The organism is Streptomyces sp. NPDC102462 (assembly GCF_044765425.1).
Taxonomy (GTDB): domain Bacteria; phylum Actinomycetota; class Actinomycetes; order Streptomycetales; family Streptomycetaceae; genus Streptomyces.
The window spans coordinates 116,351-129,117 of record NZ_JBIWKB010000011.1; the positions used below are offsets into that span (position 1 = coordinate 116,351).

11 protein-coding genes are annotated in these 12,767 nt (G+C 72.5%); 6 read left to right on the forward strand and 5 right to left on the reverse strand.

The annotated features are described in order from the left end of the window. Positions 1-47: 47 nt before the first annotated feature. The 4 genes from ACIRFL_RS12780 to rsmI all read right to left on the reverse strand — a co-directional run bounded on the left by ACIRFL_RS12780 (position 48) and on the right by rsmI (position 4,183). Entirely contained in the window at positions 48-1,454 is a 1,407-nt protein-coding gene (locus ACIRFL_RS12780) for a ubiquitin-like domain-containing protein (protein WP_404027194.1), read from the reverse strand. Positions 1,455-1,570: 116 nt separating this feature from the next. Next, positions 1,571-2,449 carry a TatD family hydrolase gene (locus tag ACIRFL_RS12785; protein WP_404027196.1) on the reverse strand — a complete coding sequence of 293 codons (879 nt, stop codon included), beginning with the start codon at positions 2,447-2,449 and terminating at the stop codon, positions 1,571-1,573. A 53-nt stretch (positions 2,450-2,502) separates the two neighbouring features. Then, positions 2,503-2,925 (reverse strand): hypothetical protein, encoded by a 423-nt coding sequence (locus ACIRFL_RS12790; RefSeq protein WP_404027199.1) that lies wholly within the window; start codon positions 2,923-2,925, stop codon positions 2,503-2,505. A gap of 409 nt (positions 2,926-3,334) precedes the next feature. Next, a complete protein-coding gene (rsmI, locus tag ACIRFL_RS12795; protein WP_404027202.1) occupies positions 3,335-4,183 on the reverse strand; it encodes a 16S rRNA (cytidine(1402)-2'-O)-methyltransferase in 849 nt (282 codons plus the stop codon). A 96-nt stretch (positions 4,184-4,279) separates the two neighbouring features. On the opposite strand from rsmI, the gene ACIRFL_RS12800 reads away from it, so the two are divergent. From ACIRFL_RS12800 to ACIRFL_RS12810, 3 genes are all read left to right on the forward strand, one after another. Further along, the gene (locus ACIRFL_RS12800) at positions 4,280-6,037 is read left to right on the forward strand and encodes a dolichyl-phosphate-mannose--protein mannosyltransferase (protein WP_404027203.1); all 1,758 of its coding nucleotides are present in this window, start codon (positions 4,280-4,282) and stop codon (positions 6,035-6,037) included. Between the two features lie 126 nt (positions 6,038-6,163). Then, positions 6,164-7,789 carry a penicillin-binding transpeptidase domain-containing protein gene (locus tag ACIRFL_RS12805; protein ID WP_404027205.1) on the forward strand — a complete coding sequence of 542 codons (1,626 nt, stop codon included), beginning with the start codon at positions 6,164-6,166 and terminating at the stop codon, positions 7,787-7,789. Positions 7,790-7,894: 105 nt separating this feature from the next. After that, the gene (locus tag ACIRFL_RS12810) at positions 7,895-9,571 is read left to right on the forward strand and encodes a penicillin-binding transpeptidase domain-containing protein (protein WP_404027207.1); all 1,677 of its coding nucleotides are present in this window, start codon (positions 7,895-7,897) and stop codon (positions 9,569-9,571) included. 28 nt (positions 9,572-9,599) lie between these two features. Here ACIRFL_RS12810 and ACIRFL_RS12815 read toward each other — a convergent pair whose 3' ends face one another. Continuing rightward, on the reverse strand, positions 9,600-9,977 hold the full coding sequence (locus tag ACIRFL_RS12815) for an SsgA family sporulation/cell division regulator (RefSeq protein WP_404027210.1): 378 nt from the start codon (positions 9,975-9,977) through the stop codon (positions 9,600-9,602). Positions 9,978-10,157: 180 nt separating this feature from the next. On the opposite strand from ACIRFL_RS12815, the gene ACIRFL_RS12820 reads away from it, so the two are divergent. The 3 genes from ACIRFL_RS12820 to ACIRFL_RS12830 are packed head-to-tail and all read left to right on the forward strand — an operon-like array spanning position 10,158 to position 12,728. Next, positions 10,158-11,201 (forward strand): energy-coupling factor ABC transporter permease, encoded by a 1,044-nt coding sequence (locus ACIRFL_RS12820; protein WP_404027212.1) that lies wholly within the window; start codon positions 10,158-10,160, stop codon positions 11,199-11,201. 1 nt (position 11,202) lies between these two features. After that, positions 11,203-11,964, forward strand: coding sequence for a cobalt ECF transporter T component CbiQ (gene cbiQ / locus ACIRFL_RS12825; protein WP_404027214.1), 762 nt, complete (start codon positions 11,203-11,205; stop codon positions 11,962-11,964). Continuing rightward, positions 11,952-12,728 carry an energy-coupling factor ABC transporter ATP-binding protein gene (locus tag ACIRFL_RS12830; RefSeq protein ID WP_404027216.1) on the forward strand — a complete coding sequence of 259 codons (777 nt, stop codon included), beginning with the start codon at positions 11,952-11,954 and terminating at the stop codon, positions 12,726-12,728. Before cbiQ ends, ACIRFL_RS12830 begins: the two co-directional genes overlap by 13 nt. Positions 12,729-12,767 lie beyond the last annotated feature (39 nt).

Sequence of the window (12,767 nt, forward strand, 5' to 3'; positions counted from 1 at the left end):
CGGCCCCACGGCCCAGCCGCCCCGCGGCCCCGTGGGCCCCTCGGTGGTCACCCGTACAGGCGGGACCCGCAGTGGGGCCAGGGGCTTGTGCCCCGGCGCACGTACAGCTTCTTGGCCCGGTACGTCTGCTCCGCCGCCGAGGCGTCCTGCGGGCGTCCCTTGCCGCCCAGGCTGCGCCAGGTGTGCGTGTCGAACTGGTAGAGGCCGCCGTAGGTGCCCGAGGGGTCCACCGCGGCGGGCCGCCCGCTGGACTCGCAGGCCGCGAGGGCGCGCCAGTTCAGTCCCTCGGCGCCCGCGACGGAGGGCGGCGGCGGCTTGATGCCCACCCGGACGAGCTGGGTGAGCGGCTCGCGGACCACCCGGGATTTTTCCCGGCGCGGCTTCTGCCGGACCCCGTTGACGGTCCGCAGCAGATAGGTCACGCGCCGCACGCCCGGCTGTCCGGCACGGTCGACCACCTCGATGCCCCGGAACAGCGCGGGGTCGTTGGTCCGGCGCACCTGGTACGGGATCGGCTCCTCGCGGACCTCCTTGGTGCCGGTCACCCGCAGCACGGTCACCGTCTGCCCGTCCCGCGGGAAGCTGCCGGACGGCACGGACGTGGTGTCCTGGCCGCGCAGCGTGATCCCGGCCTGCTCGACCGTCTCGCGGACGGTCGCCGCGTTGGTGCGGACGGTGTGGGCGCGGCCGTCCGCGATGACCGTCACCGCGCGTTCGGTACGCACGTCGAGGGTGAGCCCGGCGCGGCCGATGGGCTGGGAGCGTGCGGCCGACAGGTAGGCGCCCTCCGCGCGCACCCCGAGCTGTGTGAGCGCTTCCTCGACGGTGCGCGCCGTCGTCCACACCTGGCGCCGCTCGCCGTCGATCGTGAGCCGCAGGGGGCGCCCGTAGTGCACCGCGATCTCGTCTCCGCTGCTCAGCTCCGAGCCGCGGGCGGGCGTGACCACGTCGTGCGCCCCCACCGGGACGCCTTCCTCGGCGAGCAGTTCGGTCACGTCGTCGGCGAAGGTGTGCAGGGTGCGCGTCTTCCCGTCGACGCTCAGCTCGATGGCCTTGTCCTTGGCGACGAACGCGCTGGTGCCGCCGGCCAGGAAGGCGACGACCAGGGCCTGCGGCACCAGTCGGCGCATCGTGGGTTCCGAGCGCCGGGCGTAGCGCGCCCGGCGCCGGTGTGCGGCGCGCCGGTCCGAGCGGGGGCGCAGGACGGGCTCGCGCAGGTCCGGCACGGTCCCGCCGGGCGCCTGTCGCGGCAGCAGCGGCGGTTCGTAGGCGGGCCGGTGGGTGGCCCGGTACGCGTCGCCGGTGACGGGCATCTCCCACGTGCCGTACCCCGCCGCCGGGGCCGGGGCCGGGCCGGGTCCCTGGAGGTACGCCCCATAGGGCCCGTACATCTCAGGCGTCCCGTACCCGTACGTCCCACGAGTCCCGTACGTCTCGTACTGCGGATTGCTCACACCGACACGCTCCAGAGGGCCGAAAAGGGGTCCAAAAGGCCCCCAGAACCTAGCGGAGCACCCGTCACTCTCCAAAACGACACAACTACCGACAGCGAGGAGAGGTCACGCGGCGGTCAGTAGGCGAAGGCGCGGGCCGTGTTGGCGCCCAGGGCCGCCGCCAGGGTGTCCTCGTCGATGCCGCGCACGGCGGCCATCGCCCGCACCGTCACCGGAACCAGGTAGGGCGCGTTGGGCCGTCCGCGGTACGGCGCCGGGGTGAGGAACGGGGCGTCCGTCTCCACCAGGACCAGCTCGAGCGGGGCCACGGCGAGCGCGTCACGCAGATTCTGGGCGTTCTTGAAGGTGACGTTCCCGGCGAAGGACATGAAGTAGCCCTCGCGGGCGCACACGTCGGCCATCGCGGCGTCGCCCGAGTAGCAGTGGAAGACGGTGCGCTCGGGGGCGCCCTCCTCCTTGAGGACGCGCAGCACGTCGGCGTGCGCGTCACGGTCGTGGATGACCAGGGTCTTGCCGTGCCGCTTGGCGATCTCGATATGGGCGCGGAAGGACCGCTCCTGGGCCGCCTTGCCCTCGGGGCCGGTGCGGAAGTAGTCGAGCCCCGTCTCGCCGACGCCCTTCACCTGCGGCAGCCCGGCCAGCCGGTCGATCTCGGCGAGCGCTTCGTCCAGGGCGGCGTCGCCGCCCGCCTCCCGGGCGCCCTGCCGGGACCACCCCTCGGGGTCGCCGTGCACGATGCGCGGGGCCTCGTTGGGGTGCAGGGCGACGGTCGCGTGCACACCGTCGTACGCGGCGGCGGTCTCCGCGGCCCACTGGGAGCCCTTGATGTCGCAGCCGACCTGGACGACCGTCGTCACCCCCACCGACGCGGCCCTGGCAAGGCCCTCCTCGACCGTGCCTGACTGCATGTCGAGATGGGTGTGGGAGTCGGCGACCGGCACCCGGAGAGGTTCCGGGAGCGGCGGCGCCGCGTTCTTGTCGGCGTTCGAAGGCATGCCCCGATCCTACGAAAGGGGCATGCCACCGCGGCCGGCCCGCCCCGGGCCGGTCAGCTCGCCTTGCGCTGGAACGGATGGAGGAGATCGGACAGGTGCCAGTGGTGCGCCGGCTCCGTTTCCGGCTCGGCCGTCCGCGCCGCCGGCACCTCCGGTACCTCGACCGGTCCGGCCGGGGGCGTGCGGTGCCGGTTCCCGTGCGCCGCGCCGAGCACCGACGAGACCTGTCCCGCCCGCATGATCCGCACCACGCGGCCGTCGCAGTTCTGGCACACGGGCCGGCTCAGCGGCGACGGGACGACCCGTCCGTTCGCCACATACATGACGAACTCGGCGCCGTCGGCGTCGGTGTGGTGCTCTATCTCGTACGACTGCTCCCAGCCGTGCCCGCAGCGCATGCAGGCGAAGGAATACGACTCGTGAACGACGGCTGTCGCCGCCCCGCGGAGGCCGGTCTCCCCTGCGATCTCGCTCATGCCAGCCACTCCTCTTGTCCGCCGGACCCTCCAGTCCAGTGGACGCCCCCACCACCCCCAATGCACCACCACCTGCCGAGTATTGGACCCGATTTGGCAGTCCTTTGCCCCACCCCCCGACACCCAGCCCCTCCCTTTACACCCCCATGGGGCGCAAACCGCCCCGCCAGGGGCGCGGGGAACGGCGCGCCCAGCCCAACACCACCCGCACCCCACAACACACCCCAACCCCAACGGCGCCCGACAGGGGCGCGGGGAACTGCGCAAACACCCCCCACAACCCGCACCCGACAACACACCCCAACCGATTCGGCGCCCGACAGGGGCGCGGGGAACTGCGCAACCAGCCCAACACCACCCGCACCCCGCAACGCACCCCCACCCAAACGGCGCGCCCCGAGAACCCGCCCTACCCAGCGGAGCGCTTCGCGGAGACGACCGCGTCGAACACCACCCGCTTAGCCACCCCCGCCTCGACCGCCACCGCGGCAATCGCCTCCTTGCGCCGCTCCCCCGCCTCCTCGCGGACCCGGACCCGCCGCACGAGTTCACCGGCGTCCAGGTCCTCGGGTCCGGGCTCGGGGGCGCCCTGGACGACGACGGTGATCTCGCCCCGTACCCCGTCCGCCGCCCACCGGGCCAGCTCGGCGAGCGGGCCGCGGCGCACCTCCTCGTACGTCTTGGTCAGCTCCCGGCAGACCGCGGCCCGCCGCTGCCCGCCGAACACCTCGGCCATCGCGGCGAGCGTGTCGTCCAGGCGGTGCGGCGCCTCGAAGTACACGAGCGTGCGCCGCTCCCCGGCGACCTCCCGCAGCCGGGACAGCCGTTCGCCCGCCTTGCGCGGCAGGAAACCCTCGAAGCAGAACCGGTCGACGGGCAGCCCGGACAGCGCGAGTGCGGTGAGCACGGCGGACGGGCCGGGGACCGCGGTGACCCGGATGTCCTGCTCGACGGCGGCGGCGACCAGCCGGTACCCGGGGTCGGAGACCGACGGCATCCCGGCGTCCGTCACCAGCAGCACCCGGGCGCCACCCGAGAGTTCGGCGATCAGCTCGGGCGTCCTGGCCGCCTCGTTGCCCTCGAAGTAGGAGACCACGCGTCCCTTCGTGGTGACACCGAGCGCCTGCGTCAGCCGGCGCAGCCGCCGGGTGTCCTCGGCGGCCACGACGTCCGCGGCCGCCAGCTCCGCCGCGAGCCGCGGCGGCGCGTCCGCGACGTCGCCGATGGGAGTGCCCGCCAAGACAAGGGTTCCAGTCACGCCCCCATCCTTTCAGGGGCGCACGCATGGGGGCGCATCCGGACCCGTAGCGCCCATGCGCGGGACTCACACAGAAGGGTTCCCTACGATGGCGCGGTGACCAGTACCGCGTCCTCCACGGACACCCGGCAGGACCAGGCCCCGCACGACCAGCGGCCGTCGTGGCTCCAGCGGCTGCGCCGCTTCGGCTATCCGGCGGGCCCGGCCACGGCCGGCGGCGGCCCCGGCGACGTACGCGACCGCCTGGTGCCGCCGTACACCGAGCCCAGCCCGCGCCTCTGGCTCGTCCTGGGCGTGCCGCCGACCCTGGCCGGGCGGATCACCCGCTGGTCGGGCTGGCTGGGCCCGCTGCTGGTGACGCTGGTGGCGGGCGTGATGCGGTTCTGGAACCTGGGCAGCCCGAAGGCGGTGATATTCGACGAGACGTACTACGCGAAGGACGCCTGGGCGCTCGTCCACCGCGGCTTCGAGGTCAACTGGGACAAGAACGCCAACGACCTGGTCCTGCAGTCGGGCGGGCATCTGACCGTCCCCACGGACGCGGCGTACGTGGTGCACCCGCCGGTGGGCAAGTACGTCATCGGTCTCGGCGAGCTGATCTTCGGGTTCGACCCGTTCGGCTGGCGGTTCATGACGGCCCTGCTGGGCACGCTCAGCGTGCTGCTGCTGTGCCGCATCGGCCGGCGGATCTTCCGCTCGACCTTCCTCGGCTGTCTGGCGGGCGCGCTGATGGCGGTGGACGGCCTGCACTTCGTGATGAGCCGCACCTCGCTGCTCGACGGTGTGCTGATGTTCTTCGTGCTCGCGGCCTTCGGCTGTCTCGTCGTGGACCGGGACCGGTCGCGGGCGCGGCTCGCCGCCGCGCTGCCCGCCGACGCCGACGGCCGGGTCCGCCCGGACGCGCACACCGCCGACACGCTCCGCCTGGGCCTGCGCCCCTGGCGCTGGGCGGCGGGCCTGATGCTCGGGCTGGCCTTCGGCACCAAGTGGAACGGGCTGTACATCCTCGCCGCGTTCTGTGTGCTGGCGCTGCTGTGGGACGTCGGCGCCCGCAAGGTGGCCGGGGCGCGGCATCCCTATCTGGCGGTGCTCAAGTACGACACGGGCCTGACGTTCCTGGCCACGGTGCCGGTGGCGATCGCCGTGTACCTGGCCTCGTGGATCGGCTGGATCCTGTCCCCGGCCGACGGCTCGGGCGGCTACTTCCGCAACTGGGCCGCGACCGACGGCAAGGGCGGCCACTGGACGTTCCTGCCGGACTGGCTGCGCAGCCTGTGGCACTACGAGCACGAGGTGTACGAGTTCCACGTCGGCCTGTCCTCGCCGCACACCTACCAGTCCAACCCCTGGAGCTGGCTGGTGCTGGGCCGCCCGGTCTCGTACTTCTACGAGTCCCCCTCGCCCGGCGCGGACGGCTGCCCGGCCGACGCGGGCCAGAAGTGCGCCCGTGAGGTCCTGGCGCTCGGTACGCCGCTGCTGTGGTGGGCGGCCTGCTTCGCGATCCTGTACGTCCTGTGGCGCTGGCTGTTCCGCCGCGACTGGCGCGCGGGCGCCATCGCCTGCGGCATCGCCGCCGGCTATCTGCCCTGGTTCATGTACCAGGAGCGCACGATCTTCTTCTTCTACGCCATCGTGTTCGTGCCGTTCCTGTGCCTGGCGGTGGCGATGCTGGTCGGCGCGATCGTCGGCCCGCCGGGCTCCACCGACACCCGCCGGGTGATCGGCGCCTCGGGCGCGGGCGTCCTGGTCCTCCTGATCGCCTGGAACTTCATCTATTTCTGGCCCCTGTACACGGGCACGGCGATCCCCATCGACCACTGGAGATCGAGGATGTGGCTGGACACGTGGGTCTAGCCGTACGCGGAGGGTGACGGCCGGTCTCCGTTCGGACACCATCCGACAACATCCCTCACCTTCGCACCACGCGCCCGCCTACAGTTCGGGGGACGGCCGTGGGGGCACGGGGAGGGGATCGGCAGTATGCGCAGGGGGGCCAAGGCCGCCATCGTGGGCGGTGCGTTCGTCGTGCTCGCGGCGGGGGCCGGGTACGGCATGTACAACTTCGTGTCCGCCGTGCAGGACGGCGGGGGCACGGGCGGCGCTCCCGCGGCCGTGCGGACCGGGCCGCCCACCGGCGCCGAAGTGCGGGAGACCACGCGGAAGTTCTTCGCCGCCTGGGAGAAGGGCGAGGCGGCGACGGCGGCCTCGTACACGGACAACTCGGCCGCCGCCGAGCCGCTGCTGACGGCGTACGCGCAGGACGCGCACATCACGCGCGTGCGGATCACGCCCGGCACGGCGAGAGGCGCCACCGTGCCCTTCACGGTCAAGGCGACGGTGTCGTACGACGGCACGTCCGAACCGCTCTCCTACAAGAGCAAGGTGACGATCGTGCGCGGCCTGACCACGCACCGCGCGCTGGTCGACTGGCGGCCCTCCGTCGTGCACCCCCGGCTGCGGCCCGGCGACACCCTGGTGACCGGGGAGTCCGCGAGCCCGCCGGTCGAGGCGGTGGACCGCAACGGAAAGGTGCTCACGAAGGACGCCTATCCGTCGCTCGGCCCCATCCTGGACGAACTGCGCGACAAGTACGGCGCGAAGGCCGGCGGCAGACCCGGGGTGGAGCTGGCGGTGCGGCACGAGGCGGACGGCGCCGCCGACACCCCGCTGCTCACCCTCGCCGAGGGCCGGGCGGGCCGGCTGCGGACGACGCTGAGCGCGAGCGCGCAGGCCGCGGCCGAGACGGCGGTGCGCATGTACCCGGAGTCCTCGGTGGTGGCGGTGCGGCCGAGCACCGGCGAGGTGCTGGCGGTCGCCAACCACCGCGAGGACGGCTTCAACGCGGCCTTCCTCGGCAAGCTGGCCCCCGGCTCCACCATGAAGATCCTCAGCGCGGCCACGCTCATCGACAACGGGATCACCACGGCCGACGGCCCCGCGCCCTGCACCCCGGACGCGATGTGGGAGGGCCAGACCTTCCACAACCTGGACGGCCTGGCCCCGAACCAGAGCGCGACGCTCTCCGAGAGCTTCGCCCGCTCCTGCAACACGGCGTTCATCAAGTACACCGACGATCTGAAGACCGACTCGCTCACCCGGGAGGCCGAGGACCGCTTCGGCCTCGGCCGGGACGACTGGCAGACCGGTGTCCCGTCCTTCGACGGCTCGGTGCCGGCCACCGGCGGCCCGGACATGGCGGCCGCCCTCATCGGACAGGGCCAGGTCCAGATGAGTCCGCTGAACATGGCGTCGGTGACGGCGACCGCGATGACGGGCACCTTCCGGCAGCCGGTGATCGTGCCGCTCGGCCTCGACGGCCGGGCACCGGCCCGCGCGCGGGGGCTGCCCGCGGGCACGGTGCAGCAGTTGCGCGCGATGATGCACCGCACCGCGACCAGCGGCACCGCCGCCGGTGTGATGGCCGGCCTCGGCGGCGACATCGGCGCGAAGACCGGGTCCGCGGAGGTCGACGGACAGAGCAGGTCCAACAGCTGGTTCACCGGGTACCGGGGCGACGTCGCGGCAGCGGCGATAGCCCAGGACGCCGGCCACGGCGTCGACGCGGCCGGACCGATCGTCGCAGCCGTGCTACGGACAGGTGGCTGAAGTCACCCGTACAGGACGGGACTCTAGGGTGGTGGCCGTCGTTGAGGAGCATGGGGGCAACGAGGGTGACGGGGACCCTGGGGAAATCGCGGAGGAACTGAGGCAGTGGGCAAGAGAAGGCGCGTCGCCGAGCGACGGAAGACCGGACCCGCCGTGCTCGGCGGGATGTGCGCCGCCGTCGTCATCGGCGCCGGGGTCGCCGTCTACACGCTCTACGACGGCGGCGCGGCGGCCGAGGACCGGACGCAGTCGACGTCGGCGACGGCGGACGGCAAGGCGGTGAAGACCGGCCCGCTCACCGCGGCCGAGGTGCGGACCGCCGCCACGGCCTTCCTGACGGCGTGGCAGCGCGGCGATGTCGCGCGGGCCGCAGCCGCCACGGACGACACGAGCGCCGCCACCGCGCTGCTCACCGGCTACACCAAGGACGCCCACCTCAAGGACGTCCGGGTCACCCCCGGCACCGGCACCGGCGCCGAGGTCCCGTTCTCCGTGCGGGCCACCGTGTCCTACAAGGGCGTGAGCAAGCCGCTGGCGTACGACAGCGCGCTCACGGTGGTGCGCGCCGCCTCCGACGGCGAGCCGGTGGTCGGCTGGCACGCCGCCGTGCTGCACCCCGATCTGAAGGACGGCGACACTCTGGTCACCGGCGAGTCCGGCACACCGCCGGTGACGGCGCTGGACCGCGACGGCGGAAAGCTGACCACGGCGGCCTACCCGTCCCTCGGCACGGTGCTGGACGGGCTGCGCGAGAAGTACGGCAAGCTGGCCGGCGGCAAGGCCGGCGTCGAACTGCGCGTGGTCCGCGGCAAGGAGTCGAAGAAGGCGAAGCTGTCCGACAAGACCCTGCTGGAGCTGAGCAAGGGCACTCCGGGCACGGTACGGACGACGCTGAGCGCGAGCCTGCAGGCCGCGGCCGAGCGGCAGGTCGCCGCGTCGCAGCGCGCCTCGGTCGTGGTGCTGCGGCCCTCGACCGGTGAAGTCCTCGCGGTGGCCAACACCAGCCGCGGCTTCAACACGGCCCTGCAGGGCTCGCTGGCCCCCGGCTCCACGATGAAGGTCATCACGTCGTCGCTGCTCATCGAGAAGGGCCTGGCCGCCGCGGACGAGTCCCACCCCTGCCCCAAGACGTTCACGTACGGCGGCTGGAAGTTCCACAACGACGACGACTTCCAGATCAAGGGCGGCACGTTCAAGGCGAGCTTCGCGCGCTCCTGCAACACGGCCTTCATCAGCCAGGCGGGCAAGCTGGCCGACGACGACCTGACGAAGCAGGCCCAGCAGGTGTTCGGCCTGTCCATGAACGACTGGGCGATCGGCGTGCCCACCTTCGACGGCTCGGTGCCGGTGCAGTCGGCGGCGCAGATGGCGGCCTCGCTGATCGGCCAGGGCGGGGTGCGCATGAACCCGCTCAACATGGCGTCCGTGGCCGCGACGGTGAAGGCAGGCGTCTTCCGCCAGCCGTACCTGGTCTCCCCGTCGGTCGACCACCGCAAGCTGGCCACCGCGTCCCGCACGATGTCCGCGGGCACCCTCTCCCAGCTGCGCGAGCTGATGCAGTACACGGCGGCGTACGGCACGGCGGCGCAGGCGATGTCCGGTCTCGGCCCCGACTACGGCGCGAAGACGGGGTCGGCGGAGGTCGACGGGCAGAAGAAGCCGAACGGCTGGTTCACGGCGTACCGCGGTGACCTGGCCGCCGCGGGCGTGGTCCAGGCCGGCGGGCACGGCGGCGACACCGCGGGGCCGATCGTGGCGGCGCTGCTGCGGGCGGGCGGCTGAGGCGGCGTCGGGGCCGGGATCGCCGTGCTCAGATGCTCTGTGCTCTGTGCGGCATCGGTTCGGCGGCCATGTAGGTGCGCCGCAGGAACCGGAGCAGGGCCTTCGACTCGAACTGCACCACGGAGACCCCGTGCGCGGAGTGGAACTCCACGACGGCCTGGACCCGGCCGCAGGGCCACACCCGGACGTCTCCGCTCTCGGCGGGCGCCCGCAGGCCCTGTTCGAGCAGCGCGCGTGCGAACGTCCACTCATGGGGTCCGGGCAGCGGATCGGGCAGTCCGACACGCACCGACCTCGGGTCCGCCTCGGGGTCGTAGCGCAGGATGACGGGGACGGCGGGGGCGTCCTCGCGGAGGTCCTCGTCCGTGACGATGTGGGCTCGTGCGTACTGTTCGACTACGGACATCAGACAGCCCCTAACGCCGCGTTACCGAGATGAATCCTCTGTATTCGCGTGTACCCACCTCCATCCCAATGTCGCATATTTCCAAGAATGCGCTCATTGGGAGCCGGACGATCTCACCTGTGCAACAAACGACAACCTCGCTCTTGCAAGGCATTCGCAACAAGCGCCTAGAATCGACGGGTGCATGTACCTGACGGATTCATCGACGCGCCCACCTCCGCCGTCACCGGCGTGGTCGCCGCCGGCGCCATCGCCGTGAGCCTGCGCGGCGCGCGACGGGAACTGGACGAGAAGACCGCGCCGCTGGCCGGTCTCGTGGCCGCGTTCATCTTCGCGGTGCAGATGCTCAACTTCCCGGTGGCCGCAGGGACCAGCGGCCATCTGCTCGGCGGTGCGCTCGCCGCGATACTCGTCGGCCCCTACACAGGAGTGCTCTGCGTGTCCGTCGTCCTGCTCATGCAGGGCATCCTGTTCGCCGACGGCGGCCTGACCGCGCTCGGCGTGAACATCACCGACATGGCGATCGTGACCACCGTGGTGGCGTACGCCGTCTTCCGCGGCCTGCTCGCGGTGCTGCCGGGCGGGCGGCGCTCGGTCACCGTCGCCTCCTTCGTCGCCGCGCTGGTGTCGGTGCCGGCCGCCGCCTTCGCCTTCACCCTGATCTACGCGATCGGCGGCACCACCGACGTGGCCCTCGGCAAGGTCGCCACCGCGATGATCGGCGTCCATGTGCTGATCGGGATCGGCGAGGCCGTGATCACCGCGCTCACGGTCGGCGCCGTCATCGCCGTACGGCCGGACCTGGTGCACGGGGCCCGGGGCCTGCGGCGGGAGCTGAAGCTGCGGGTGAACGGCGAACTGGTCGACGCCCCGGCCGCCCCGGTCCCGGCCGCCGCCCGGACCTCACGCCGCACCCTGTGGATCACCGGTCTCGTCACCTCGCTCGTGCTCGCCGGGTTCGTCAGCTTCTACGCCTCGGCCAACCCCGACGGCCTGGAGAAGGTCGCCCACGACCACGGCATCGACAAGAGGACCGAGGAGCACGCGTCGGCCGACTCACCGCTCGCCGACTACGGCGTCAAGGACATCTCCGACGCCCGGCTCTCCGGCGGCCTCGCCGGTGTGATCGGCGTCGGCGTCACCGTCGTCGCGGGCAGCGCGGTCTTCTGGGCGGTGCGCAGGCGCCGCACCCGGGACGTCTCCCCCGCGGGCACGGACGTCTGACATGGGGGCCGGGCACGCACATCGGCTGTACCGGCACGGGCACTCGCCCGTGCACGCACTGCCGCCGCATACCAAGCTCGCCGCCGCCTTCGCCTTCGTGGTGGTCGTGGTCTCCACCCCGCGCGAGGCCGTGTGGGCGTTCGGGCTGTACGCCGTGCTGCTCGCGACGGTGGCCCACCGCGCCCGGATCCCGGCCGGTTTCCTGCTCAAACGCCTGCTGATCGAGGTGCCGTTCGTCGCGTTCGCGGTGCTCATGCCGTTCGTGGCGGAGGGCGAGCGGGTGGATGTCCTCGGCCTGTCGCTGAGCGTGCACGGCCTGTGGGGCGCCTGGAACGTGCTCGCCAAGGGCACGCTGGGCGTCGCCGCCTCGGTGCTGCTGGCCGCCACCACCGAACTGCGCGAACTGCTGCTCGGGCTGCAACGGCTGAAGCTGCCGCCCCTGCTGGTCCAGATCGCGTCGTTCATGATCCGTTACGGCGACGTCATCACCGACGAGATGCGCCGCATGCGGATCGCCCGCGCATCACGCGGCTTCGAGGCTCGGGGCGTGCGCCACTGGGGCGTGCTCGCCAAGTCCGCCGGGGCGCTGTTCATCCGCTCCTACGAACGCGGCGAACGCGTCCACCTGGCCATGGTGAGCCGCGGGTACACCGGCTCGATGCCGGTCATCGACGAGGTGACGGCGTCCCGGGCCCAGTGGTCGTACGCCCTCACCCTCCCGTTCGCCGCGCTCGTCGTCTGTCTGCTGGGATGGACCCTGTGACCACTGACTCGATCCCCGCGTCCCTGGAGGTCTCCGGCCTCGCCTTCGCCTACCCCGACGGCCACCAGGCCCTGTTCGGCGTGGACTTCCGCATCGGCCGCGGCGAACGGGTCGCGCTGCTCGGCCCGAACGGCGCCGGCAAGACCACCCTCGTCCTGCACCTCAACGGCATCCTGAGCGGCGGGGCCGGGACGGTGACCGTGGCCGGACTGCCGGTCGGCAACAAGCACATGGCCGAGATCCGGCAGAAGGTCGGCATCGTCTTCCAGGACCCCGACGACCAGCTGTTCATGCCGACCGTGCGGGAGGACGTGGCGTTCGGGCCCGCGGCGGCAGGGCTGAAGGGCACAGCACTCCAGGAGCGGGTGCGCACGGCCCTGGAACGGGTGGGCATGCAGGACTTCGCCGACCGGCCCCCGCACCATCTCTCCTTCGGCCAGCGGCGCCGGGTCGCCGTCGCCACCGTGCTGGCGATGGAGCCGGAGATCCTGGTCCTCGACGAGCCCTCCTCCAACCTCGACCCGGCATCCCGCCGGGAACTCGCCGACATCCTGCGCGCGCTGGACGTCACCGTCCTGATGGTCACCCACGACCTGCCGTACGCGCTGGAGCTGTGCCCGCGCGCCCTGATCCTGAGCGACGGCGTGATCGCCGCGGACGGTCCGACCGGCGACCTGCTCTCCGACGACGCGCTGATGCGCGCCCACCGCCTCGAACTGCCCTTCGGCTTCGACCCCCGATCGGTGACGACCGCCGGGCGGTGACCCCTGGAATCGCAGGCCGACCGCGCGTGTTGCACCGGC

What these genes read in the sequence shown, in the direction of transcription:
- ACIRFL_RS12785 (WP_404027196.1), bottom strand. Translation starts at nt 2,449, where the DNA reads ATGCCTTCGAACGCCGACAAGAACGCGGCGCCGCCGCTCCCGGAACCT.
- ACIRFL_RS12790 (WP_404027199.1), bottom strand. Translation starts at nt 2,925, where the DNA reads ATGAGCGAGATCGCAGGGGAGACCGGCCTCCGCGGGGCGGCGACAGCC.
- ACIRFL_RS12805 (WP_404027205.1), top strand. Translation starts at nt 6,164, where the DNA reads ATGCGCAGGGGGGCCAAGGCCGCCATCGTGGGCGGTGCGTTCGTCGTG.
- ACIRFL_RS12815 (WP_404027210.1), bottom strand. Translation starts at nt 9,977, where the DNA reads ATGTCCGTAGTCGAACAGTACGCACGAGCCCACATCGTCACGGACGAG.
- cbiQ (WP_404027214.1), top strand. Translation starts at nt 11,203, where the DNA reads ATGGGGGCCGGGCACGCACATCGGCTGTACCGGCACGGGCACTCGCCC.
- ACIRFL_RS12830 (WP_404027216.1), top strand. Translation starts at nt 11,952, where the DNA reads ATGGACCCTGTGACCACTGACTCGATCCCCGCGTCCCTGGAGGTCTCC.